General features: G+C 68.9%; 25 protein-coding genes and 1 tRNA gene. 11 read left to right on the top strand and 15 right to left on the bottom strand.

The features are described from left to right. Positions 1–12: 12 nt before the first annotated feature. The 3 genes from CU254_RS40535 to CU254_RS40525 are packed head-to-tail and all read right to left on the bottom strand — an operon-like array spanning position 13 to position 2,741. Positions 13–1,068: an ABC transporter substrate-binding protein gene (locus tag CU254_RS40535; RefSeq protein WP_009085920.1), complete on the bottom strand. Its 1,056-nt coding sequence runs from the start codon at positions 1,066–1,068 to the stop codon at positions 13–15. 1 nt (position 1,069) lies between these two features. Continuing rightward, positions 1,070–1,948 (bottom strand): ABC transporter permease, encoded by an 879-nt coding sequence (locus tag CU254_RS40530; protein WP_009085918.1) that lies wholly within the window; start codon positions 1,946–1,948, stop codon positions 1,070–1,072. Further along, positions 1,938–2,741: an ABC transporter ATP-binding protein gene (locus tag CU254_RS40525; protein WP_037719015.1), complete on the bottom strand. Its 804-nt coding sequence runs from the start codon at positions 2,739–2,741 to the stop codon at positions 1,938–1,940. The genes CU254_RS40530 and CU254_RS40525 overlap by 11 nt, the downstream gene beginning before the upstream one ends. A gap of 184 nt (positions 2,742–2,925) precedes the next feature. On the opposite strand from CU254_RS40525, the gene CU254_RS40520 reads away from it, so the two are divergent. Further along, positions 2,926–4,515, top strand: a complete 1,590-nt coding sequence (locus CU254_RS40520; RefSeq protein WP_037719012.1) for a sensor histidine kinase — start codon at positions 2,926–2,928, stop codon at positions 4,513–4,515. Beyond that, a complete protein-coding gene (locus CU254_RS40515) occupies positions 4,512–5,168 on the top strand; it encodes a response regulator (RefSeq protein ID WP_037719010.1) in 657 nt (218 codons plus the stop codon). Before CU254_RS40520 ends, CU254_RS40515 begins: the two co-directional genes overlap by 4 nt. Positions 5,169–5,373: 205 nt before the next feature. On the opposite strand, the gene CU254_RS40510 is transcribed toward CU254_RS40515, so the two are convergent. Then, the gene (locus tag CU254_RS40510; RefSeq protein ID WP_009085910.1) at positions 5,374–6,027 is read right to left on the bottom strand and encodes a hypothetical protein; all 654 of its coding nucleotides are present in this window, start codon (positions 6,025–6,027) and stop codon (positions 5,374–5,376) included. A gap of 120 nt (positions 6,028–6,147) precedes the next feature. Next, positions 6,148–6,984, bottom strand: a complete 837-nt coding sequence (locus CU254_RS40505; protein WP_009085909.1) for an SDR family oxidoreductase — start codon at positions 6,982–6,984, stop codon at positions 6,148–6,150. Positions 6,985–7,050: 66 nt separating this feature from the next. Here CU254_RS40505 and CU254_RS40500 point away from each other — a divergent pair, with 66 nt between their 5' ends. Continuing rightward, positions 7,051–7,812 (top strand): serine protease, encoded by a 762-nt coding sequence (locus tag CU254_RS40500; RefSeq protein WP_009085907.1) that lies wholly within the window; start codon positions 7,051–7,053, stop codon positions 7,810–7,812. 12 nt (positions 7,813–7,824) lie between these two features. Further along, positions 7,825–8,046: an RNA-binding S4 domain-containing protein gene (locus tag CU254_RS40495; protein WP_009085905.1), complete on the top strand. Its 222-nt coding sequence runs from the start codon at positions 7,825–7,827 to the stop codon at positions 8,044–8,046. Positions 8,047–8,312: 266 nt separating this feature from the next. Here the strand turns inward: CU254_RS40495 and CU254_RS40490 are convergent, their stop codons facing one another. Continuing rightward, complete coding sequence (locus CU254_RS40490; RefSeq protein ID WP_009085903.1) at positions 8,313–9,254, bottom strand: Ldh family oxidoreductase; 942 nt, start codon at positions 9,252–9,254, stop codon at positions 8,313–8,315. Positions 9,255–9,346: 92 nt separating this feature from the next. Between CU254_RS40490 and CU254_RS40485 the strand changes: the two genes are divergently transcribed. Beyond that, entirely contained in the window at positions 9,347–9,628 is a 282-nt protein-coding gene (locus CU254_RS40485) for a DUF2277 domain-containing protein (RefSeq protein WP_009085902.1), read from the top strand. Between the two features lie 8 nt (positions 9,629–9,636). On the opposite strand, the gene CU254_RS40480 is transcribed toward CU254_RS40485, so the two are convergent. The 3 genes from CU254_RS40480 to CU254_RS40470 form a co-directional block, all read right to left on the bottom strand. After that, positions 9,637–9,834 carry a KTSC domain-containing protein gene (locus tag CU254_RS40480; protein ID WP_199841111.1) on the bottom strand — a complete coding sequence of 66 codons (198 nt, stop codon included), beginning with the start codon at positions 9,832–9,834 and terminating at the stop codon, positions 9,637–9,639. Between the two features lie 181 nt (positions 9,835–10,015). Then, positions 10,016–10,100, bottom strand: a tRNA-Ser gene (locus CU254_RS40475). 2 nt (positions 10,101–10,102) lie between these two features. Next, positions 10,103–10,594, bottom strand: coding sequence for a MarR family winged helix-turn-helix transcriptional regulator (locus CU254_RS40470; RefSeq protein ID WP_009085898.1), 492 nt, complete (start codon positions 10,592–10,594; stop codon positions 10,103–10,105). A gap of 514 nt (positions 10,595–11,108) precedes the next feature. Here CU254_RS40470 and CU254_RS40465 point away from each other — a divergent pair. Continuing rightward, positions 11,109–12,041 carry a neutral zinc metallopeptidase gene (locus CU254_RS40465; protein WP_009085897.1) on the top strand — a complete coding sequence of 311 codons (933 nt, stop codon included), beginning with the start codon at positions 11,109–11,111 and terminating at the stop codon, positions 12,039–12,041. 20 nt (positions 12,042–12,061) lie between these two features. Continuing rightward, a complete protein-coding gene (locus CU254_RS40460) occupies positions 12,062–13,039 on the top strand; it encodes an NAD(P)H-quinone oxidoreductase (RefSeq protein WP_009085896.1) in 978 nt (325 codons plus the stop codon). 2 nt (positions 13,040–13,041) lie between these two features. On the opposite strand, the gene CU254_RS40455 is transcribed toward CU254_RS40460, so the two are convergent. Further along, positions 13,042–14,241, bottom strand: a complete 1,200-nt coding sequence (locus CU254_RS40455) for a cysteine desulfurase-like protein (RefSeq protein ID WP_009085895.1) — start codon at positions 14,239–14,241, stop codon at positions 13,042–13,044. 100 nt (positions 14,242–14,341) lie between these two features. Between CU254_RS40455 and CU254_RS40450 the strand changes: the two genes are divergently transcribed. Beyond that, a complete protein-coding gene (locus CU254_RS40450) occupies positions 14,342–14,920 on the top strand; it encodes a bacterial proteasome activator family protein (RefSeq protein ID WP_037719005.1) in 579 nt (192 codons plus the stop codon). Here the strand turns inward: CU254_RS40450 and CU254_RS40445 are convergent. Beyond that, a complete protein-coding gene (locus CU254_RS40445; protein WP_009085893.1) occupies positions 14,917–16,068 on the bottom strand; it encodes an epoxide hydrolase family protein in 1,152 nt (383 codons plus the stop codon). The genes CU254_RS40450 and CU254_RS40445 overlap by 4 nt on opposite strands. A 76-nt stretch (positions 16,069–16,144) precedes the next feature. Continuing rightward, the gene (locus CU254_RS40440; RefSeq protein ID WP_009085892.1) at positions 16,145–17,401 is read right to left on the bottom strand and encodes a polysaccharide pyruvyl transferase family protein; all 1,257 of its coding nucleotides are present in this window, start codon (positions 17,399–17,401) and stop codon (positions 16,145–16,147) included. 112 nt (positions 17,402–17,513) lie between these two features. Between CU254_RS40440 and CU254_RS40435 the strand changes: the two genes are divergently transcribed. From CU254_RS40435 to CU254_RS40425, 3 genes are read left to right on the top strand one after another with little or no spacing between them, the layout of a single operon-like run. Continuing rightward, positions 17,514–18,467, top strand: a complete 954-nt coding sequence (locus CU254_RS40435) for an ABC transporter permease (RefSeq protein WP_009085891.1) — start codon at positions 17,514–17,516, stop codon at positions 18,465–18,467. A gap of 3 nt (positions 18,468–18,470) precedes the next feature. Further along, entirely contained in the window at positions 18,471–19,286 is an 816-nt protein-coding gene (locus CU254_RS40430) for an ABC transporter ATP-binding protein (RefSeq protein ID WP_009085890.1), read from the top strand. Then, the gene (locus CU254_RS40425) at positions 19,286–20,194 is read left to right on the top strand and encodes a glycosyltransferase (protein ID WP_037719003.1); all 909 of its coding nucleotides are present in this window, start codon (positions 19,286–19,288) and stop codon (positions 20,192–20,194) included. Before CU254_RS40430 ends, CU254_RS40425 begins: the two co-directional genes overlap by 1 nt. 54 nt (positions 20,195–20,248) lie before the next feature. On the opposite strand, the gene CU254_RS40420 is transcribed toward CU254_RS40425, so the two are convergent. Genes CU254_RS40420 through CU254_RS40410 form a run of 3 tightly spaced genes read right to left on the bottom strand, consistent with a single transcriptional unit; the run spans position 20,249 to position 22,637 of the window. Beyond that, a complete protein-coding gene (locus tag CU254_RS40420) occupies positions 20,249–21,421 on the bottom strand; it encodes a hypothetical protein (RefSeq protein WP_009085888.1) in 1,173 nt (390 codons plus the stop codon). After that, positions 21,418–21,837, bottom strand: a complete 420-nt coding sequence (locus tag CU254_RS40415; protein WP_009085887.1) for a hypothetical protein — start codon at positions 21,835–21,837, stop codon at positions 21,418–21,420. Before CU254_RS40415 ends, CU254_RS40420 begins: the two co-directional genes overlap by 4 nt. A gap of 32 nt (positions 21,838–21,869) precedes the next feature. Next, positions 21,870–22,637 (bottom strand): ESX secretion-associated protein EspG, encoded by a 768-nt coding sequence (locus CU254_RS40410; RefSeq protein WP_009085886.1) that lies wholly within the window; start codon positions 22,635–22,637, stop codon positions 21,870–21,872. Positions 22,638–22,697 lie beyond the last annotated feature (60 nt).

Below are 22,697 nucleotides of genomic sequence, written 5' to 3'. Positions count from 1 at the left end.
TTCCGAAGTGGACTACCGCGCCGTACGGGCGTGCGCGGCGTCCACGAACTGGGTGGTGTACGTCTTGGACAGATCGATCTTGTCCTTTTTGGGCTTCACGTTGCTGGAAGAAGCGCCCAGCACCTTCAGCACGTTCTGCGCCCCGGACGGGTCCATCCGGCCGTCCTTGGTGAACATCGGCAGACTGTCCTTGAGCGATTTGACGTACAACGCCTTGTCCCCGCCCGCGAACGACGGCGGCATCAGATCAGCCACCTCCTCCGCGGTGTGCGTGGAAAGCCACTGCAGCGAATTCACGAACGCATTAGCGAGTTTCTGCACGACGTCGGGATAGCGTTTCACGATTTCGCAGCTCATATACAGCGAACTCGCCGGGTACAACCCGCCCAGCGCCGCACGCGTGCCCTCCGGCGTGCGCATGTCGTACAGCACCTTGGCCTGGCCGGTGTTGGTCAGCTGCGCGATGGTCGGGTCGGTCGTCATGCCCGCGTCGATCGAACCTTGTTGCATGGCAGAGATAAACGTCTGCCCGGCCCCGACCTTCACCGGCGTGTAATCCTTGCTGCCGACCCCGCCGCGGCTGGCGAGCGCCTTGGTGAGGAAGTCCGTCGACGAGCCCAGCGACGTCACGCCGAGGTTCTTGCCGCGGAAATCCGCGCCGGATTTGATGTGCCCGGCCTTCGGGGTCGCGACCATTTCCGCTTCGCCCGGCACATTCGCGAACTGCACCACGCTGGTGATGCATTGATCCTTGGCCTGCAGGTCGATGGTGTGGTCGTAGAACCCGACCACGCCCTGCACCTCACCGGCCAGCAACGAGGTTTCCGCGTTGGCCCCGGACGGCTGGTCGAACAGCTCGACGTCCAGTCCCTGCTTCTGGTACTCGCCAAGCTGCTTCGCGAGCTGCCCCGGCAGATAGATCACTTTGGACAGTCCGCCGACCATGATCTTGAGGTGCGGCCGCCCGCCGTTGCCGAGGTCGATCTCCCGGGAATCCCGGCAGGCGCTCACCCCGGCCACGGTCACGAGCGCGGCCGCCGCGACCGCGAGTGTCCTTTTCAGCCGCATGTCAGATGTCCCGCCGTCCGTCGTCGGCCGACATTTGCGGACGCCAGCGCAACAGTTTGCGCTCGGCCGAACCGATCAGCCATTCCGCGAACAACGCCACGACCATGATGACCAGCATCCCGGCGTACACCCCGGCGGTGTCGAACGTGCCCTGCGCATTGGCGATCAGGAAGCCCATGCCCGCCTTCGCACCGGTGTACTCGCCGACGACCGCACCGATCAACGCGAAACCGAACGCCACGTGCAGCGACGAAAGAATCCACGACGTCGCGCTGGGCAGCACGATCGACTGCAGCACCTGCCACCGCGTCGCCCCGAGAATGCGGGCGTTGTCGATCAGATTGCGATCCACTTCGCGAGCACCGGTGAACGCGTTGAAGAACACCGCGAAGAACACGAGCACGAAGACCGTCGCGACCTTGGAGGACAGTCCGAGACCGAACCAGATCACGAACAGCGCGGCGAGCACGATCCGCGGCATCGCGTTGGCAGCCTTGATAAACGGAGCCAGCACCTCAGCGAGATACGCACTGCGGCCGAGGATGACGCCGCAGATCACCCCAGCGACCGCACCGAGCACGAAGCCGATCACGGCTTCTTCGACGGTCACCAGGATCTGGTACCAAATAGTCCCGAAGTCGGTGCCGGTGGTGAACCATTCGGTGAGCCGTTCCCAGATCTTCGACGGCATCGAATAGAAGAACGGGTCGATCCAGAACCGCCCCGCCAGCTCCCACAACCCCAGCCAGGCAACGAGAATCGCGAGCCGCAACAGCCAGACGTTGCGCTTGTGCCGCCCGGCGGACTTCTTCGCGCGGGACAGGATGTCTTGTTCGGTTTCGAAGACCGGCGTCGGCGCGGTCTGAGTCTCAAGCGACACCGGTCGCTCCCTTCTGGCGGGCCTTGTCGACCTCGCCGCGCAGCGATTCCCAGATGTCGGAGTAGAGCTTGCGGAATTCCTCGGTCAGCCGGAGTTCTTCCACCTTGCGCGGACGCTCCAGCGGAATTTCGAAAACGTCCTTGACCGTCGCCGGGCTCGTGGTCAGCACGACCACCTTGTCCGCCAACGCGATCGCCTCGTCGAGGTCGTGCGTCACGAAGATCACCGCGGCGCCGGTGCCCGACCACAGCCGGAGCAATTCGTCCTGCATCAGCGCGCGAGTCTGGACGTCGAGCGCGGAGAACGGCTCGTCCATCAGCAGGATTTTCGGCTCGGTGACCAGCGTCTGCGCCAGCGCGACGCGCTTGCGCATGCCGCCGGAAAGCTGGTGCGGGTAGTACTTCTCGAACCCGGCCAGGCCGACGCGGCCGATCCAGTCGGCGGCCTTCTTCCGCGCGTCCTCTTTGGACACGCCGCGGAACCGCGGTCCGGACGCGACGTTGTCCAGCACCGAACGCCACGGCATCACCGCGTCGGTCTGGAACATGTAGCCGACGCCGTCCGGAATGGACTTCACGTCGGAGCCGTGCACGACGACCCGGCCCGCCGACGGCGGCTGCAACCCGGAGACCAGGGACAACGTGGTCGATTTGCCGCATCCGGTCGGCCCGACCACGGCGACGAACTCCCCCGGTTCGACGGTCATGGTCAATTCGCGGACAGCGGTGTGGACAGAACCTGATCCGCTCGGGAACCTTTTGGTGGCGCCGATCAGTTCGATGAGTGGGGCCATCGAGGTGACTCCTTCGTCACGGTGGGGACTCGCTCGACGCAGGTTAAGAGCGGGTTTCGCGGTGGAGAAGCTTGTCGACGTTCTGCGTGCGCTCTGCGCGTTCTCCACGTTTTGCTCGTTTAGCGCACAGCGCTGAGCTGGGGGTATGTTCCCTGGCATGCCAAAGTGGGCGCTCTTTCCGCGGATGCGGTTCACCCGTCAGGTGCTGCTGTTGCAGATCGGCGTGGTGGTCCTCGTCGTGGGCCTCGGCGTCGCGCTGGTCAGTTCGCTCCTGCGCTCGACGCTGTCGAACCAGTACGGGGAACGCGCGCTGGCGGTCGCGAAGTCGGTGGCGACCGAGCCGGTCGTCGTCGCCGACGCCGCCGCGCGCGACCCCAGTGCCGCGCTCCAGCAGCGGGTGCAGGCGGTGACCAAGGAGAACGACGCGTTGTTCGTCGTCATCACCGACGATCACGGCATCCGGCTGGCGCACCCGAAGCCCGACCTGGTCGGTCAGGAAGTGAGCACGCCCTGGGCGGAAGTGATCGCGGGCAACGATGTGGTGAGCGAGTTCCGGTCCGGCACATTGGGCCCGTCGGTCCGGAGCAAGACCCCGATCCGGCAAGGCTCGCGCATTGTCGGCGAGGTGAGCGTCGGCTATGAGATGAGCGATCTGACCAGTGAGTTCAACGGGCTTCTTGTCCTGACAATGATCTTCGGCGGCGGGGCACTGCTTCTGGGCGCGGGTGCGTCCGCGCTGCTCAACCGCCGCCTGCGCCGCGTGACTCACGGCCTCGAACCCCACGAACTGACCGAACTGCTCTACGAACACGAAGCCGTCCTGCACGGCATCGGCGAAGGCGTCCTGGCTGTCGACGCGGAACACCGGGTGACCGTCCGCAACGACGAGGCCGAACGACTCCTCGGCACCCCGCTCCCGGTTGGCACCCCGCTGGAGAATCTGGACCTGTCCCCGCGAGTGCACCAGGCCGTCGCGGAAGGACGGCCGGTGGACAACCTCCTGGCCGTAGCCGGAAACCGGGTCCTGGTGATCAATTCCCGTGCCGTGCAACGGGAGGAACGCGCGCTGGGCACCGTGCTGACCTTCCGCGACCGCACCGACCTCGACACCCTCACCCGGGAACTCGACGGCATCCGCTCGCTGTCCGACGGTCTGCGCGCGCAACGGCACGAGTTCGCGAACCGCCTGCACACGCTGTCCGGCCTGCTGCAGCTCGGCCACCACGCCGAAGCCGAGGAATACCTGCAAACCCTCACCGAAACCACCGCCTCGCGCGCGGAACCGCTCGACGACCGCGTCACCGATCCGTACCTGCAGGCCTTGCTGGTCGCGAAAACCGAGCAGGCGCAAGAAAAAGGCATCGAACTTCGGCTGGCCGACGACGCCTGGGTCCCGGCCTCGGTGACCGACCCGATCGCCGCGGGAACCGTGATCGGCAACCTGGTCGACAACGCCTTGCACGCTGCGCGCATGGGGCCGCGGCGGCCCGCGTGGGTCGAAGTCGGCCTGCTCGCCGATGCTTCCACTTTGCATGTGTCCGTTGTAGACAGTGGGCCGGGAATCGAAGATTCGTTAAGGGATAAGCTTTTCGAGGAGGGAGTGTCCACAAAGATCAGTCCCGGACACGGCCTCGGACTGGCCTTGGCCCGCCAAGCCGCCCGGGCCCGCGACGGCGACGTGTGGCTCGCCGACCCCGGCGGCGCGACGACCGGCGCGTTGTTCGTCGCCAAACTTCCCGGCCTGCTGGACCGACCCGAGGAGACCGACGCATGATCCGCACCCTGATCGTGGACGACGACTTCCGCGTCGCCGGCGTGCACGCGGGATTCGTGTCGGAGGTGCCGGGATTCACCGTCGCCGGGGTCGCGCACACCGCCGCCGAAGCCCGCGCCCGGGTGCGCGAACTGGCCCCGGACCTGGTGCTGCTGGACGTCTACCTGCCCGACGAGCCCGGCCTTTCCGTCCTGCCGGACCTGAAGACGGACACCATCGTGCTGTCCGCCGCCACCGACGCCGCGTCGATCTCCGCCGCGATCCGCGCGGGCGCGCTGAACTACCTGATCAAACCGTTCACGACCCGGCAGTTGTCGGAACGGCTCACGTCGTACGCGCGGTACCGCGGCCTGGTCACGACCGAACGCCCGCTGTCGCAGGACGACGTCGACCGGGCCTTCCGAGCCCTGCACGACCAGGACCGCGCGGCGACGCCGAAGGGCCAATCGAGCGCGACGGCCCGCCTCGTGTCAGAGCGGCTGCGCGGTTCGCCGACCCCGCTGTCGGCCGCCGAAGTAGCCCGCGAACTCGGCATGGCCCGCGCGACCGCGCAGCGCTATCTGACCGCGCTGGCGGAGTCGGGAGCAGTGGAAATGCGGCTTCGCTACGGAGCGACGGGACGCCCCGAACACGAATACGCCTGGATCGGCTGACCTCGGCAAGCCGCGGTGCCAATGGCCGCCTGTTGCTGGGCGAATCAACGACGCGGCCCGCTCCAGCCAACGCCTCGCTACTGCCCGACGAACCCGGCCGACCCCGCATCCCCACCGCGAATCACCGACCTAGCCCGCCTGAATCCGCCAACCCTGCAAGCCAACAGTGGCTAAGTCTCCGGCCGCGGCCCGAGTCCGCTTGCCGTCAGTGCCCGCCAGCCATCCGCTGTGCCGCGTCCAGCCACGGCTTCCAGTCGAGGAACTGGTCGATGCCGACCCGTGCCGGGGCCTTGCTCGGCGCAGGCGTGTCGAGGTCCGCGCGCGGGTCGGCCTGCTCCGAAGTCTCCGGCGCGGCCGCGCGGGGTGCGGTCGAGCGGACCGGGTTGTGCCGCTTCACCGGGGCTTGGCGCGAGGGCACCGGGACGTACACCGTGACCGGCGGCGCGGTTTGCGTGACCGGCGGCGTGATCGTCGACGGGACCGGGATCTGCTGCTCCGCGATCGGCACGCGCTGCTCGGCCTGCACGACCGCGTCGTCGGCGGGCTGGCCGGGGAGCGTCCCGGTGAAGAACCCGCCGGCGAGCCAGCCGAGTCCGACCAGGATTACCGCCAGTCCGGTGCCGACCCACACCCGGGCTCGGCGGCGCGACGCCACCGCGCGCGGGCGTTCCTCGGCGGGCGTGCATCCGGCGATCACCGGGATCTGCTGGGTCGATTCGCAGCTCGTCTCCGGAGCGGCCTCGTCCTGCGGGCGCGGCTCGCGCGGCAGGCTCGCGGCGATGATCCCGGTGCGGTCGACCAGTTCCCCGGAGGCGCGGTCAGCGGGCGCGGCCAAACGGCGCTCGGCAAGGCGCAGCATCGAGGGCTACCTCCGGGGTGCGGACACACGAGTGGACTGCAGCATTCTGCGGCATTTCCGAGCACCTCGGCGGAAATGCAACTCTATCGAGTGATCAAGAATGCGGAGAGTCGCGGCGAGTTATCCGTTCCGCTCGACACGTTTGAGTCCCTGGCGCGCCAAAACCGCGAGCGGACGCTGGTACGCCGAACCGAGCACGCGCGGGATCGCGTCGATCACGTACGCGTCCGGTCCGATGAGGATCCGCGCGGACCGCCTGCGCACGCCGCGCAGGATGGTTTCGGCCGCTTTCTTCGGTGTGGTAAGGGCGATTTTGTCGAATCCGGCCGCCGCCTTGGCTTGGTCGCCGCCTGCTCCGCCGCGGGCGTTGCGGGCGATGTTGGTCTTGATCCCGCCCGGATGCACACAGCTGACGCCGACCGGATGCCGCGCCGCGAGCATTTCTTCGCGGAGTGACTCGGTGAATCCGCGAACGGCGAACTTCGCCGCGTTGTACGCACTCTGCGTAGGCACTCCGACGAATCCGAACACGCTGGAGATATTGACGACGTAGCCGTCGCCGGAGTCGATGAGGTGCGGCAGGAATGCCTTCGTGCCGTTCACGACCCCGCCGAGGTTGACGCCGAGCAGCCAGTCGAAGTCCTCGAACGTCATGTCCTCGACGGTCGCGCCGAGCGCCACCCCGGCATTGTTGACGACGAGGTTGACCCGGCCGTGCTCCCGCACGACGTCCTCGGCGTGGGCGAGCACCGCGGCCCGGTCCGCCACGTCGAGCGAATGGCCCCGCACCTCGGCACCGCGTTCGCGAGCTTCGCGCACGGTGCTGTCGAGACCTTCGGCGTCGACATCGGACAGTTCGAGGACCGCGCCGTGCAACGCGAGTTCGAGCGCCAGCGCCCGCCCGATGCCCGAGCCCGCTCCGGTGATCACTGCGACTTTGTTCGAGAAGTCCTTCATCGTCTCCCCACCCTGGTCTCACCGCGTTCTCTGATACTAGTGACGAGGACCAGTACAGGAGGTGGCATGCGGCGCACGGTGATCGGGCTGTTCGCACTAATGAGTGCGAGCGGCACCATCGTGGCATGCGCTGAGCGCGCGGCGGACGAACCGGCGGTCGCGCCGCCGTCTTCGTCGCCCCCGGCGAAGCCGGTCCACGCGTCCATCGGCGCCCTGTTCGTCGACGGCTCGCATTACTGCACCGCGAGCGTCGTGCACAGCCCGCGCGGGGACGAACTGCTCACCGCCGCCCACTGCATCCACGACGGCGAAGGCGGCGGTTACCTGGCCAATGTCACGTTCGCCCCCGGTTTCCACGACGGCGTCGCCCCGTACGGATACTGGCAGGTCGGAAACGAACTGGTCGCCCAAGGATGGATCGATTCGTCCGATCCGAACCTGGACGTCGGTTTCGCGACCGCCCGCCAAGACGGCTCGCCCGAACCCCTGGAAGCGGTGACCGGAGCCAACCAGCTAGGCACGAACGGTCCCTTCGCCCGCCAGGTAACCGTGTCCGGCTACCCGGACGGCGTCGACGAGGTGGCGACCTGCGAAACCCACACCCAGCAGCAAGACGAACACCAGATCCGAGTCGACTGCCCCGGCTTCGCCACCGGAACGAGCGGCAGCCCGCTGGTCGCGGACCCGTCGCCAGACACGAAAACGGGCACAGTAGTAGGCGTGATCGGCGGCTACGAAGGAGGCGGCTACACCGACGACGTCTCGTACTCGAGCTACTTCGACGACCAGATCACCGATCTGTACAACCGAGCAACCACGATGCCGTGACATGATGCGGCGATGAGCACGCGCGACGTCCCGATCACCGGCGAACCGATCCGGCTGGGCCAATTCCTGAAACTGGCCGACCTCGCAGACAACGGCTCACACGCGAAAGACCTGATCGACGCAGAAGAGGTGACGGTCAACGGCGAGGTAGAAACCCGCAGGGGCCGCCAACTAGCAGACGGCGACGTAGTAGCAGTAGGCACCGAAAAGGCCCGCGTCTCCCTCTCCCGCTGACCCTCCGGGACACTCCGGCAGCAAGTCCCTCAGGGTTCTCCTCACGGCATTAAAACCGCCGCCAAACCACCCAAACACCGGGGGCACCCACCCCTCCCCCCAACCCCGATACAAAGCCGCCCTGCGGTTCGGGGGTGCTTGTCAAGGCATCTTTCCCGCCTTGACAAGCACCCCCGAACCGTCAGCACAATCAAAAATCGGGGTGCCCACGCAACCAAGGAGGGGCGCAATGTCGCCGCCAGGCGACGAGCCGACCCGGCCCCAGATCACCCCACCGTAGTCAACGGCGCCAACCCCACCTTCAACGCCAAAGAATCCAACTGCCTCCGCACCGCCCCAGGCAACGGCACCCCCAACGCCCGGCACTGCTCCAGATACTGAGCCTCCCGCCACCCGGGATACCGCACCGGAGCCCCGCCCTCCCACCCGAGCATGCTCCCGAAAACCGCACTGGCGGCCCGGTAAAACCCATCCGCACTACGCAACGTCGTAGGCGCGATCGCCAGCACCAGCAACCCAGTGTCGTGCTCATGATCGGCCACCCCGGACAACACCCCGGCCAGCACGTCCACCATCAACGCGAACCCGGCGAACCGAGGATCCCGAGCAGCATCAGCGAGATCGATATCGAACACGAACTCCGGATAAGCCCCGGCAGGCGCGGCCATCCCCAGCGGATGCACCGGCTGATCCGCGTACCCGCCGGCCGCCATCACGATGCCGATCATCCCGTGCGGCAAGGCCCGCGCCGCGTGATGGCCGACCCGCCCGAACGGCCCGACCCCGCGCACCGACAACAGCCCAACGCCAAACCGCCCGGCCCGCTGCACGGCCCGATCCATCGCGTCGCCCACCGCCCAAAGCCCGGACGCACGACGGTAATCGACAAGCGCCGCCGCTCCGCGGTCCGCAATCAGCAGTGGTTGCGCACCAGGACTGACCAATCCGTTTTCGATCGCGGGCAGATGCACCCGAGTCAGCTCCCCGACGCCGGTTTCCGGCGCGCCGGTGAGGTCGCCGTGGCACAACGCCTCCGCGGCCGGACGGGCGCGGTCTTCGGGAAAGCCTTGTGCCATCAGGACAACGGAAACGAGCGTGACCAGTTCGTCGGCGGGAACGCGGTGCCAGGCCTGCTCGGGAATCGGGGTGTCGGCGGGAACTTCCGGGACGGGGCGGCTGAGCCGGGGAGAACGTGGTCTGAGGGGCACTTCATCAAGGTTGCCGGGCGGTCTCGGACCCCGTCAACGAGGTTGGCCCTAGAGTGTGATGCGGTAGGCCGCAGAGACGTACCCTGAAGCACATGTGCCGAAACATCACGACGCTGCGCGGCCTGCAGCCCGCCGCCACCACCGAAGAGATCGAAGCCGCGGCGCGCCAGTACGTGCGCAAAGTGACCGGGGTGCAGTCCCTTTCGGACGCGACGCGCGAACCGTTCGAGGCGGCGGTCGCCGAAATCGCCCAGATCACCGCGCGATTGCTGGAAGAACTCCCGCAACGCCGCCAGCCGCCGGCGACCGTGCCGCCGCTGCGCCGTCCGGAAGTCCAGGCGCGGATCGCCCTGCGCGAGGCCAAGAAAGCCTGACGCCGCAATCATTCCACCTCTTGCCCGGGAAACCGCGGCTTGATCTCCTGGTTGAGGTAGCGCCCGGGGCTGTCGGCGGCCATCAGCTCGCGATGCACGCGCGCGGGCACGAGGTGGTAGCGGTAGACGCTGCCGTTGCGGAACCCGATTTCCAGCACCGACTTCGCGGCGTCGTAGCCGACGTCGCGAATGACGGAAGACTCCACGGGAACCCGGCGCACAGCACGGCCAGGGTACCCGCGCGGACCGCGGCGGGAGCGACCAGCGCCGCCGCGGCGTTCACCCGGTCGATCGAACCGGCCTGCCGCCGACGAAAGCCGAAAACAAAACGGCCCCGGTCTCCCGCGGCGGGCGCGGAATCCGGGGCCGGACACTCGGGGCGTCCAGCGGAAGCGGAGGGATTTGAACCCCCGGTAGGTTTCCCTACGGACGCTTTCAAGGCGTCTGCATTCGGCCGCTCTGCCACGCTTCCTTCTAGGTCAGGGTATCGCGCCGTCCTTCGACGTCGTCCAGGTGTTCGAGGACGCGGGTGAACGCCGTGGCCACCGCGGTCTGCTCGTCCGGCGTCAGCAGGTCGATCAGGTGCTCGCGGGCGCCGCGCACGTGCGTCGGCGCGGCTTCGGCCAGTACCCGCAGGCCCGCGTCGGTCAGTTCGGTCAGCACGCCGCGTTTGTCCTCCGGGTCCGGGCGGCGCGTGACCAGCCCGGCCACCTCCAGTTTGCCGATCTGGTGCGACAGCCTGCTCTTCGTCGAGCCCAGCAGCGCAGCCAGCTCGGTCATCCGCGTGCACCGGTCCGGGGTCAGGTTCAGGCACACCAGGACCTCGTAGTCCGCGAGCGAGATGCCGTGGCTCTCGGTCAGTTCGCGATGCAGCCGCTGGCGCAGCCGCAGCGACGCGACGATGTAGGCCCGCCAGGCGCGCTGTTCTGCCGGGTCGAGCCAGCGCACGTCCTGGTCATCGCTCATGTCCGGAAGAGTAGAAGGCCGGATTTTCCCCTCCGTTTCGGCCCGGCGTGAAATTCCCGGGCGAACTTCCCCCAATGGAGGGTTACGAAAAGGTTGAGACTCGGCGCGAAGAAGCGCATCCTCGGGAGACAGCGGAGGGACGACGAGGATCCCCCAGAGCGCGCCGAAGGGCACGCCGGGCCGCGTTTCCCCCCGGGAAAGGCCAGGTGGTGGCATGGCAGGTAGTTCCCGCGGTTGACCGCCCGCTGTGACCCCGCGACCGGCACGGCCCCGTTCCGGTTCGGTCGCGATTGCGAACAGCACGAGCACCCGTGCGCTCGGCATCGGCCACGCGCACCCGGCGTCGTTATGCCGCTGCTTCTCTTCGCGGCCTCGGCACCGCGAAGGCAGCGCCGGACGCCAGCCCGGCCGGTGGCCAACCGCTGTCAACGAAACCTCGGTAGTACCTGGGTGCGGCCCCCAGCGCAGGGGCCGCACCCAGCCCCGTTCCCGGGTTTGCGGCTACCCTTTCCGCGTGCGATTCGACGACAACGCGGATCTGGACGCCTCCGAGATCCAGGACATGCGCGGCAGCGGCGGAGGCGGCGGCATCGGCGGCCGCGTGGCCCTCGGCGGTGGCGGGCTCGGCATCGTCGGCCTGGTCATCTACTTCCTGTTCTCCCAGTTCGGCGGCGGACCCAGCACCGGCACGTCGCCCGCGGTGGGCGGGGTCGGGCTCGGCGACGTCCAGTCCGGACAGCAGCTCGACTCCGGCACGCTCGCGAAGAAGTGCAAGACCGGAGCCGACGCGAACCGGGACCACGACTGCGCGATCGTCGCGATCGTCAACTCCATCCAGGACTACTGGACGCAGGAGTTCTCCCGCTCCGGCCAGACCTACCGCAAGGCGACGACCCGCTTCTTCACCGGCGGCGTGCGCACCGGCTGCGGCGGCGCGACGTCGGACACCGGCCCGTTCTACTGCCCGGCCGACTCCTACGTGTACATCGACCTGTCGTTCTTCAACGAGCTGAAGACCCGCTTCGGCGCGAAGGGCGGCCTGTTCACCGAGGCGTACGTGCTGGCCCACGAATACGGCCACCACGTGCAGAACCTCACCGGCACGTCCAAGCGCGGCACCGGCACCGGGCCGACGTCCGGTTCGGTCCGGCTGGAACTGCAGGCCGACTGCTACGCGGGCGTCTGGGCCAACCACGCCAGCACGACCCCGACCAGCTCCGGGAAGCCGCTGGTCCAGGACGTCACGCAGGACGACATCTCGCGCGCGCTCGACACCGCGTCCCGGATCGGCGACGACTACATCCAGAAGAACCTCGGCAACGGCCACGTCGACAAGTCGAGTTTCTCGCACGGCACCTCGGCGCAGCGCGAGAAGTGGTTCACCACCGGCTACCGCACCGGACAGCCCGCGAGCTGCAACACCTTCAGCACCAACGACCTCGGCTGACCCGGGATACAGTCGGGCGCATGCACGCGATCACGATCCGCGAACCCGGCGCCCCTGACGTGCTCGAATGGACCGAGGTCCCCGATCCGGAGCCCGGTCCGGGCGAGGTGCTGCTGGACGTCACGGCCAGCGCGGTCAACCGAGCCGACCTGCTGCAGCGCCAGGGCAACTATCCGCCGCCGCCCGGGGCGAGCGACATCCTCGGCCTCGAATGCTCCGGCACGATCGCCGAACTCGGCGAGGGCGTCGAGGGCTGGCAGGTCGGCGACGAGGTCTGCGCGCTGCTCGCCGGCGGCGGGTACGCCGAACGCGTCGCGGTCCCGGCCGGGCAGCTGCTGCCGGTGCCGGGCGAGATCGAGACGGTCGCCGCGGCCGGGCTGCCCGAGGTGGCCTGCACGGTGTGGGCGAACGTCGTGATGCACGCCGGTCTCGGCGAAGGCCAGGTCCTGCTGGTGCACGGCGGCGCGGGCGGCATCGGCACGCACGCGATCCAGGTCGGCAAGGCGCTCGGCGCGACCGTCGCGGTCACCGCGGGTTCGCCGGAACGGCTCGAACGCTGCCGCCAGCTCGGCGCGGACCTCACGATCAACTACAAGGACCAGGATTTCGTCGAGGTGCTGCGCGCCGAGACGAAGGGCGCCGACGTCATCCTCGACAACATGGGCGCGAAGTACCTCGACCGCAACGTCGACGCGCTCGCCGCGGACGGCAGGCTGGTCATCATCGGCATGCAGGGCGGGATCAAGGGCGAGCTGAACATCGGCAAGCTCCTGGGCAAGCGCGCGAGCGTGTTCGCGGCCGGGCTGCGGTCCCGTCCGCTCGACCAGAAAGCCGCGATCGTCGCGGATGTCCGGAAACGGTTGTGGCCCTTGGTGGAACAGGGTTCGGTGCAGCCGATCGTCGGCCACGTGGTGCCGATGGCCGAGGCCGCGTCCGCGCACCGGATGCTCGAGGAGGGCAGCATCTTCGGGAAGGTCCTGCTCGCCGCGAAGTCCTGACCTCAGCGCAGTTCTTCGAGCACCCGCACCAGCTGATTGATCTCGAACACGTTGGAGTAGTGCGCGAGCCCGATCCGCACCGCTCCCCCGACCTCGCCGACGCCCAGCGACGCGAACACGCCGCTGGTGCCGTCGTCGGCGAACGCGCAAAGCCCTTGCGACGCCAGGTATTCGGCGACCTGGGACGCTTTCGCGCCGGCCACCGCGAAGGCGAGCGCGGGGATCCGGCGCATCGCGTCGCCGATCACCATCACGTGCCGCAGCGAGCGCAGTTCCGTGGACAGCTGCGCGAGCAGGCCCGCGTGGTACGACTTGGCCGAGCCGAGCGACGTCACGAGGCGTTCGCGGCGGGAGCCGGTCGCGGCGTCGTCGAGGCCGGCGAGGTAGTCGACGGACGCGACGAGACCGGCCAGCAGCGGGTACGCGTGCGGGCCGAGTTCGAGCCGCGCGGGACCGGTGGCGGCCGGGTCGAGCGACGCCGACGAGATGCGCTCCAGCAGCTCCGGGTCGCGGAACACGAGCGCGCCGACCGACGGGCCGCCCCACGACGGCGCGGAGACGACCATGACGTCGGCCCCGAGTTCTTGCAGGTCGAGCGGCACGAACGGAGCGGCGTAGGTCGCGTCGACCACCACGAGCGCACCGACCCGCTTGGCGAATTCGATCACCGTCGGCACGTCCGGCCGGGTCCCGACGGACCCGGACGCCAGTGTCACCGACACCGCTTTCGTCCGCGCGGACACGAGGTTCTCGTACTGCCACGCGGGCAGCTCGCAGGTCTCGATGTCGATCTCGCTCCACCGCACGACCGCGCCGACGCGTTTCGCGGCGCGCCGCCACGGCGCGATGTTGGCCTCCTCGTCGAGCCGGGAGACGACGATCTCGTCGCCGATCGTCCAGCGTTCGGCGAGCGCGTCGACGAGACGGCGAAGCAGGACCGGCGCGCTCGGGCCGAGCACGACGGCGGCCGGGTCCGCCCCGACCAGATCGGCCACGGCCCGGCGGGCCGCGGTGACGATGCTTTCCGCCCGCTGGGAGGCCGGAAACGCTCCGCCCGGCCCGGACACCGGCGCCCGCATAGCTGTCGAAACGGCCGAAGCGACCTGTTCGGGCACGAGCATTCCGGCGGCGCCGTCGAAGTGAATCCAGCCGTCGCCAAGCGCGGGGAAGAGCCCACGGATACGAGCGACGTCGAACGCCATGGGGACACCGTACGGACGTGCGGTTTCGCGGTTGCCGCGGGGTTGGGCAGAACTGCCCGAACGGCCGCTAGGCTCGGGGCAGGACCGCTGACCGACGGGGATGGAGCATATGAGCGAGCCGAACTTCGGGGGAACGGGCGCAGCCAGGGACGCGGAGGCGCCGCGCGTGGTCGTCGTCGGACCGGACGGCGTCCCGGTCGGCACCGCGCAGACGGCACCCGAGGGCGAGGAGAACGAGTCCGTCGGCGACCTGGTCGAGGAACCGGCCAAGGTGATGCGCATCGGGACCATGATCAAGCAGCTGCTGGAGGAGGTCCGCGCCGCACCGCTGGACGACGCCAGCCGCAACCGCGTCCGCGAGATCCACCAGACGTCGGTGCGCGAGCTGGAGGAAGCGCTCGCGCCCGAACTGCGCGAGGAACTGGAGCGCCTGGTGCGCCCGTTCACCGAGGACGAGACCCCCTCGGACGCCGAACTGCGGATCGCGCAGGCGCAGCTGGTCGGCTGGCTGGAGGGGCTGTTCCACGGCATCCAGACCGCGCTGTTCGCGCAGCAGATGGCGGCGCGGGTGCAGCTGGAGCAGATGCGCCGCGGCCTGCCCGCGGGGTCGTCCGGCTCCGGCGGCCACCCCGGCGAGGGGCACGGGCACGGCATCACCGGAACCGGGCAGTACCTCTAGCTTTCCCGGGAGAAGAACGCTCGAAGATCGCCGATCAGCAGGTCGGGTTCTTCGAGCGCCGGGAAGTGCCCGCCGCGCGGGAATTCCGTCCACCGCACGATCCGGTCGGTGCGCTCGGCCAGCGAGCGCAGCGGAAGCCCGATGTCGTCCGGGAACACCGCGACCGCGGTCGGCACGGTCGACGCCGGCAGCGCCGCGCCCCACTGGACGTCCTGGTCGGCGTAGATCCGCGAGGACGACGCGGCGGTGCGGGTGAACCAGTAGATCGAGACGTTGGCGAGCAGGTCGTCGCGGTCGATCAGGTCGTGGTCGGTGTTCGAGAAGGCCCGGAACTTCTCGGCGATCCAGGCCAGCTGCCCGGCCGGGGAATCGGTGAGGCCGTAGGCGAGCGTGTGCGGTTTGGTGGACTGGATCATCGCGTAGCCGATGCCGGTCCGCTGGAAGGCCCGGGATTTCTCCAGCGACCGCTGTCCCTTCGCCAGTTCGTCCCCGTCGAGCCCGGCGAGGTCCGCCTCGTCGCGCGCGACCGCGGAGGGCAGCATCGTGACGTGCGCGCCGAGGACCCGTTCGGGGAACTGGACGCAGAGTTCGCGGGAGATCAGCGCGCCCCAGTCCCCGCCGTGCGTGCCGAAGTTGCGGTACCCGAGGCGGGTCATCAGCTCCGCCCACGCCCGCGCCGTCCGCGCCGGACCCCAGCCGCGGTCGGGGGTCGGGCCGGAGAAGCCGAACCCGGGCACGGACGGGACGACGACGTGGAACGCCTCGGTGGCGTCGCCGCCGTACGCCCGCGGGTCGGCGAGGGGGCCGATCAGGTCCAGGAACTCGACGATCGAACCGGGCCAGCCGTGGGTGAGGAGCAGCGGGACGGCGTCCGGTTCGGGGGATTCGAGGTGCAGGAAGTGGATGTTCGCGCCGTCGATCGTGGTGGTGAACTGCGGGAAGCCGTTGAGGCGCTCTTCCTGTGCCCGCCAGTCGAAGCCCAGCCGCCAGTAGTCGGCGAGGTCTTGGACTTCGGGCACCGGAATGCCCAGCTCCCACGCCGGGTCGGCGAAGGGGTCCGGCCAGCGGGTGTCGGCGAGACGGCGGCGGAGGTCGTCCAGGTCGGTCTGCGGGACCTGGACGCGGAAGGGGGTGAGGTCGTGGGCCATGAGGGGAAGCTATGCGGGATTGCGGACCATTCCGGTCCTCAATCGGCGACGCGTTCCCGGGACGGCGTCCGCCGGCTCAGTCGCGCCGCCGGGGCCACCGGCGCCGTTGGGCGGGCGGCTCCACGGGCGGCTCCTCGGGCACCGACGGCTCCGGCTCCTCCTCGACCGGGCGGACCACCGGCGCGTAAACCTGTTCGGCGATCTTCCGCTTGCTGTCCTTGAAGCGGGCCAGCGTCTCTTCCGCGTACCCTCCCGCGTCCGGGCGGTCCGGGACCTGGGAGAGGTCTTCGAGCAGCGTCCAGTTCGAGCCGAGCTCGGCCAGGGAGCGATGCTTCGTGGCGTAATAGTCCGGGTGGATGCTCACCGCGACGCCGGACGCCCCGGCCGCGGCCGCCAGCATGTGGACGTGGAACCGGGTGGAAATCCAGGTTTGCTCCGGCCCGGCGGGAAGGCCGTGCGTCCAAATGTGCGAAAACGGATAAAACCGGGCGCCCGGCAATTCGCGTTCGAGCAACGAAAAGACTTCGCGGTCGACCCGGGGCACTCCCTCGACGACGCCGATCTTCGCCGGGTCCGTCTTCCAGGCGCGCAGCATGGAAAGCACCGAGCCGGCCAAGGCGCCGATGCCGATCTCGACCAGGTCGGATTGCAGGCACAGCATTACTTCGGGCAGGTCTTCGGAGTGGTCGTAGCGGTCCGGCCCGAGAGTGAGGAAGGCGTCGTCGAGGCCGACCGGACGGCCCAGCAGATCCGCTGACGCACTGTCGCGGACCTCGACCACCTCGAACCGGTCGGCGAGCGCTTTCACCAGCGGCGCCGAACCCTCGCAGGCGGGCAGCAGACCCTGTCCGGTCATGGCCGCCCGGCCGCCGGACCGTTCGACCGCGGCGACCGCGCCCGCCAGCAAGCCGATCTGCTTGGGCCACAGCTTGTTGATGTATCCGCCGCCGACCACGTGCACCACGTCGGCCTTCGCCAGCAGTTCGACGCTGTGGTGCAGGCGCGGCATCATGCCCGGGCTGTGCACCGCGTCGCGCACCCAGGCGGCAGCGCGCCACGGGTCCTCGTCCGGCGACTCCCAGCACAAACGCCACAAGGTGTCGGTGAACTTCGCCCGCGGGTGAATGCCGTCGAGCAGGACGCTGGCCGGCCCCGGCGAGTGCGTGTCCACCCACACGTCGGCGTCCGGGGCGGTCTCCGCGAGGTAACCCAGCCAGCCGGCGGTGATGAGCTCGTCACCGTAGTTGGGGTGGCCCACCGGCGCGACCAGGTGGTACTGCGCGCGGGAAGAAACAGACTTCGGGTGCGAAGCGCTGATTTCGGGGACCGGCATCGGCTCATCGTAACGGCGCGCACACGCGCCGGTCAGCACGGGTGAGAAGGATCGGGCGGCCGCGCGACGGGTCGGACCTAGCCCGCCTCGCCCCATCGGTACCCTCGTCCACGTGCATGCCACCAGCACGGTTCACGCAGCCGAACCCGATGTCTCGACTCCGGTTCCACCGTCGTCGGACAGCAAGACGTTCGCGCGTGCCATCGACGACATCAAGACCGGTTTCGCCGCCCGCGAGCTTTGGACCCATCTCGGCTGGCAGGACATCAAGCAGCGCTACCGCAGGTCCATCATCGGGCCGTTCTGGATCACGATCAGCCAGGGTGTCATCGCGCTCGGTCTCGGCCTGCTGTACTCGCAGCTGTTCCGCACGCCGATCGAGGTGTTCCTGCCCTATCTCTCCACCGGCTTCATCATCTGGGGCTTCATCCAGGGCTGCCTCACCGAGGGCATGGAGACGTTCATCGCGAACGAGGGCCTGATCAAACAGGTCCCCGCGCCGATCAGCGTGTACGTGCTGCGCACGATCTGGCGGCAGACGCTGCTGCTGGCGCACAACATGATCGTCTACGTCGTGCTGCTGATCATTTTCTTCTCGGCGCTCGATTCCCCGTATTCGCTCGGGTCGCCGGACGGCGCGTGTCTTCCGCACAAGTACTGCCACCCCGGGCTGAGCTGGAACATTTTCCTCGCCATTCCCGGCTTCGTGCTGCTCGCGCTCACCGCGGGCTGGGCGGCGCTGCTGCTCGGCATCATCTCGACCCGGTTCCGGGACATCCCGCAGCTGATCAACTCGCTGATCCAGCTCATGTTCTACGGCACCCCGATCGTCTGGCCGGTCGACCAGCTGCTGTCCGGCGGCGCGCGGGACGGCGCGTCGTGGGCGCTGCCGATCATCAAGCTGAACCCGCTTTACCACTACATGCAGGTGGTGCGGTCGCCGCTCATCGGGCAGGCGGTGAGCTGGTCCAGCTGGGTCGTGGTCGGCGGCATCACCGTCGTCGGGTGGGGGCTCGCGCTCGTCGCCATGCGCAATTACCGGTCTCGCGTCTCGTATTGGGTGTGACAGATGGTCAGCATTGACGTCCACAACGCGTACGTGGACTTCCCGATTTTCGACGCGAAAACGCGTTCGATGAAAAAGCGCGTGCTCGGCAAGGTCGGCGGAAAGATCAGTTCCGACCAGAAGGTGCCGATCATCGAGGCGCTGCACGACGTGTCGATCAGCCTCCGCGAGGGCGACCGGGTCGGCCTCGTCGGGCACAACGGCGCGGGCAAGTCCACGCTGCTGCGGCTGCTCGCCGGGATCTACGAGCCGACGCGCGGATCGTCGCGGATCGTCGGCCGGATCGCGCCGGTGTTCGACCTCGGCATCGGGATGGACCCGGAGATCTCCGGCGTCGAGAACATCCTGATCCGCGGCCTGTTCCTCGGCATGAGCGCCAAGGAAATGGAGAAGCGGGTCGACGACATCGCGGAGTTCACCGAACTCGGCGACTACCTGCAGATGCCGCTGCGGACGTACTCCACCGGCATGCGGGTGCGGCTCGCGCTCGGCGTCGTGACCTCGATCGACCCGGAGATCCTGATCCTCGACGAGGGCATCGGCGCGGTCGACGCGGCGTTCCTCAACAAGGCCCGCGACCGGCTCAAGGACCTGGTCAAGCGCTCCGGCATCCTGGTGTTCGCGAACCACTCCGACGAGTTCCTCATGGAGCTGTGCGACACCGCGATCTGGATGGACGAGGGGCACGTCCGGAAGCAGGGTTCGCTGCGCGAGGTGCTCACCGAGTACAAGGGCCGCGACCCGTTCGAGAACATGAGCCAGGAAGGTCTCGAGCGCCTCGGCATCGAGCCCGCGACCACGACGAACGGCGGGGAATGATGACCGGCGAGACGCGAGAGCTGCCCGACGGCGCGGTCGTCGGCGTGGTGGTCACGCGGCACCGGCGCGAGCTGCTCGCGGACTCGCTGAAGGTCATCGCCGCCCAGACCCGGCCGGTCGACCACCTCGTCGTGGTCGACAACGGCCCGGACAAGTCCGCGCGGGACGTCGTGGAGGCCTACCCGCTGCCGTACACGTACCTCCCGTCGCACCGGAACCTCGGCGGCGCGGGCGGTTTCGCGCTCGGCATGCTGCACGCGCTGTCGCTCGGCGCGGAGTGGGTCTGGCTCGCCGACGACGACGGCCGCCCGGCGGACGAGCACGTGCTCGAGATCCTGCTGGAGGAAGCCGAAAAGCGCGGTCTCGCCGAGATTTCCCCGGTGGTGGCGAACATCGACGCGCCGGCGAAACTCGCGTTCCCGCTGCGCCGCGGCCTGACCTGGAAGCGCTCGTCGGCCGAACTCGGCACGGATTTCCTGCCGGGCATCGCGTCCCTGATGAACGGTGCGTTGTTCCGCGCGTCCACTTTGGACGTCACTGGCGTGCCCGACCTGCGCCTGTTCTTCCGCGGCGACGAGGTGGAACTGCACCGCCGCCTGGTGCGGTCCGGCCTGCCGTTCGGCACGTCGCTGCGCACGACCTACCTGCACCCGGACGGTTCGGACGAGTTCAAGCCGATGCTGGGCGGGAAATTCCACGCGCAGGACCCGGAGAACGAGGTCAAGCGGTACTACACGTACCGCAACCGCGGGTATTTGCTGTCGCAGCCGGGAATGCGCAAGATCGGGGCGCTGGAGGTGCTGCGCTTCGGCCTGTATTTCGTGGGCGTGAAGCGGGACCCGAAGGCCTTCGTGCAGTGGCTGAAGCTCGTCCGGCAGGGACGGGCGGAGAAGTTTTACCGGTACTGACGCCGGTCAGTCCGTTGTGGACGATGGGCTCACCGTCCACAACGGACTTTCGCGTTATTCCCCGATGACCGGCGGCGCGGAACGGTGCCCGCCGTATTCCTCGTTCTCGTCGATCTCCATCACGAACGCGGGCTGGTCGTTGCCGTCGTCGTACGGACGGGCGCCGAAGCCCATGCCCGGGCGGGCCGGGGCGCCGCCCATTCCTCCGGCCGCGACGTCCGCCGCGCCCGGGGACATGGCTCCGTCGCCGGGGCCGAACGAACCGCCGCCGCGGCCGACCTTGTTTTCGTGCTCCTCGTCGGCGCCGAAACCGCCGCCGCCACCGCCCATCATGCCGCCCATCGGCATCGCGCCCATGCCCATTCCGCCCGCCCCGGCGCTGCCGCCGCTCGAGGCCGCTTGGGCGGCGGCCGGTGCGTAACCGGCCGCGGTGGTCGCGCTGTCCGGCATTGGCTGATGCACGGCACCGGTGAACTGGCTCGGGCCGCTGACCGTCGGCGCGCTCGCGTGCCCGGCCACCGCGCCGCCGCCACCGGCAGCACCCACCGAGGCTGAACCAGCGTCCGCGGCAACCGGAGCGGGAGCGGGCGCAGGGGCAGGAGCAGGGGCGTCGTGGTGCTCCGGACCAGTCGGCATCGCCACCGCGGCCCCGCCGCCCGCCGCGACCCCGAACTTCGGCGGGTGCGCGAAAGTCGGCTGCTTCGAGCCCGACGAGTACAGCGAAGCGTCGTACTTCGACATCGTCTCCGCGGCCTGCTCGTGCGCGGAACGGCTCTCCTGCTGCTTCTTCAGCGTCGCGTCGATCTCATTGCTCATTTCGAGCGGGCTCGCGTGCGACCATTTGTCGAATTCCTCGGACCAGTCGAATGGGACCGCTTCCGGCATCGAATGCTTCGCCGCCTGCGCCGCGGACGCCTGTTCCTCGACGATCTGCGCGGCCAGCTTCGCGTTCTGGCCGTTCGCCTCGGCCCATTCGGCGAGGCTCACGAAATACGCCTGCGCACCGGCCGCGGCCTCGCCGCTCCACGCGTGCGAAGCCTTCTTCACGGCCTCGCCCAATTGCGTCGCGAATTCCTCGAACGCTTTCTGCACCTCGGTGTACGCGTGCGAAACCGAGGAAACCTGCTCCACGTCGAGATTGGTCTCGACAAACGACTTCAGCTGCTGGTGCGGGTGCCCGAGGTAGTCGGCGTCCGACGGCGCGAGCCCCGGCTGCGGCGTGCTCATTCGGTGCCCTTCACGGTGCGGTGGGAATCGACGGCCTGGTTCTCGTTCTCGGTGTAGACCCCGCCGGCGCGGGCGAGGGCCTCGTCGGCCTCCTTCAGGATCCGGCCGAACTGGTCCAGCACGTCGAGGGCCGACCCGGGCGCGTCGGCTCCGCTCTTGCGGTCGTGCTCGGCCACGGTCTGCCCATACGGGTGGCTGCCGAGTTTCGGCGCGGTCGTCAGCGCCTGCGTCTGCGGCTTGAGCCGTTCGAGGCGCGTGACCATGTCGGTGAGCGCTTTGCGCAGGTCACCGAGTGCGTCGCCGTCGATGCTGAACCCGCCGGCCTTCGCGGTGTCGGCCAGCTTGTGCGTTTCGGCCGCGGCTTCGGCGATGCCCTTGGCGTTCAGCCCGCCTGCCGCCAGCGGATCAGTGCTCATGCGCCGGAGTTTACCGACGCGAGCCGCTCCGGTCAGGCGTTTGCCGAATAGCCTTCCAGCTGGGTGAACAGTTGTTGGGCCAGCCGGGCATTGTCCGCCGGGGCATAGGTGAGCCAGCGGTTTCCGTCGCTCGAATCGCGCGTGCTCAGCAGGTAGCGGCCGAGTTCGGTGTCGAACCACGCGAGCGACGGCAGCGCCCGCTCATGGCCGTTGCCGTCGCCTACGTACGGCGTGAACTGGCCGACCGCCAACCGCGGCTTCTCGAAGATCCGCTGGACCGCGCGGAGCTGCGGATTGTGCGTGCGCGGGCCGCTGACCCCGGCGAACGGGTCGTACGCGTCGCCCCGGACCGGCTGTTTCGACGGCTGCGCGACGGTCACCGACTGCCCCGGCGCGGCGGGCGTGAGCGGCAGCAGGTCGACGATCGCCGGGACGATGCCGGTCGGGCGGACCTCCTCGAAGGCGAACATCCCGTCCCGCTGGGACACCAGCACCGCGAACTGGCCGTTGGACGCCACGCGCGCGAACAGCTGCTCGTCGCCGAGCTTCGCCGCCGCGGACACCGCGAGTCCGGGCCGGGCGAACGTGGCTAGCGCGATCTGGACGTCGTCGTCGATGGTCCCCCGCCGCAGCAGGCCGCGGCTGTCGAGGTCGCGGAAGACGGCGTCGCGCACCGCGGCGCGTTCCTCGCCGGTGATGCCGATGTGCGGCACCACGAACGGCACCGGCGCGCGGCCGAGTCCGAGTTCGGCCAGCAGGAGATCCACCGCTGCCGGTGACAGCGTCAACGTGTACGGCACGACCCACCCCTAAATCCGGTCTCTCCCCGGCGAAACCGTAGTCCACTCCGCACGGTCGCG

This window comes from Amycolatopsis sp. AA4 (genome assembly GCF_002796545.1).
GTDB lineage: Bacteria > Actinomycetota > Actinomycetes > Mycobacteriales > Pseudonocardiaceae > Amycolatopsis.
This window is presented reverse-complemented; position numbering and strand designations above follow the sequence as displayed.

Bases quoted from the DNA above. Each gene is read 5' to 3' on its own strand.
- CU254_RS40535 (WP_009085920.1), bottom strand. From the start codon at position 1,068: ATGCGGCTGAAAAGGACACTCGCGGTCGCGGCGGCCGCGCTCGTGACC.
- CU254_RS40525 (WP_037719015.1), bottom strand. From the start codon at position 2,741: ATGGCCCCACTCATCGAACTGATCGGCGCCACCAAAAGGTTCCCGAGC.
- CU254_RS40520 (WP_037719012.1), top strand. From the start codon at position 2,926: ATGCGGTTCACCCGTCAGGTGCTGCTGTTGCAGATCGGCGTGGTGGTC.
- CU254_RS40515 (WP_037719010.1), top strand. From the start codon at position 4,512: ATGATCCGCACCCTGATCGTGGACGACGACTTCCGCGTCGCCGGCGTG.
- CU254_RS40510 (WP_009085910.1), bottom strand. From the start codon at position 6,027: ATGCTGCGCCTTGCCGAGCGCCGTTTGGCCGCGCCCGCTGACCGCGCC.
- CU254_RS40505 (WP_009085909.1), bottom strand. From the start codon at position 6,984: ATGAAGGACTTCTCGAACAAAGTCGCAGTGATCACCGGAGCGGGCTCG.
- CU254_RS40500 (WP_009085907.1), top strand. From the start codon at position 7,051: ATGCGGCGCACGGTGATCGGGCTGTTCGCACTAATGAGTGCGAGCGGC.
- CU254_RS40495 (WP_009085905.1), top strand. From the start codon at position 7,825: ATGAGCACGCGCGACGTCCCGATCACCGGCGAACCGATCCGGCTGGGC.
- CU254_RS40485 (WP_009085902.1), top strand. From the start codon at position 9,347: ATGTGCCGAAACATCACGACGCTGCGCGGCCTGCAGCCCGCCGCCACC.
- CU254_RS40470 (WP_009085898.1), bottom strand. From the start codon at position 10,594: ATGAGCGATGACCAGGACGTGCGCTGGCTCGACCCGGCAGAACAGCGC.
- CU254_RS40460 (WP_009085896.1), top strand. From the start codon at position 12,062: ATGCACGCGATCACGATCCGCGAACCCGGCGCCCCTGACGTGCTCGAA.
- CU254_RS40455 (WP_009085895.1), bottom strand. From the start codon at position 14,241: ATGGCGTTCGACGTCGCTCGTATCCGTGGGCTCTTCCCCGCGCTTGGC.
- CU254_RS40450 (WP_037719005.1), top strand. From the start codon at position 14,342: ATGGAGCATATGAGCGAGCCGAACTTCGGGGGAACGGGCGCAGCCAGG.
- CU254_RS40445 (WP_009085893.1), bottom strand. From the start codon at position 16,068: ATGGCCCACGACCTCACCCCCTTCCGCGTCCAGGTCCCGCAGACCGAC.
- CU254_RS40440 (WP_009085892.1), bottom strand. From the start codon at position 17,401: ATGCCGGTCCCCGAAATCAGCGCTTCGCACCCGAAGTCTGTTTCTTCC.
- CU254_RS40430 (WP_009085890.1), top strand. From the start codon at position 18,471: ATGGTCAGCATTGACGTCCACAACGCGTACGTGGACTTCCCGATTTTC.
- CU254_RS40425 (WP_037719003.1), top strand. From the start codon at position 19,286: ATGACCGGCGAGACGCGAGAGCTGCCCGACGGCGCGGTCGTCGGCGTG.
- CU254_RS40420 (WP_009085888.1), bottom strand. From the start codon at position 21,421: ATGAGCACGCCGCAGCCGGGGCTCGCGCCGTCGGACGCCGACTACCTC.
- CU254_RS40415 (WP_009085887.1), bottom strand. From the start codon at position 21,837: ATGAGCACTGATCCGCTGGCGGCAGGCGGGCTGAACGCCAAGGGCATC.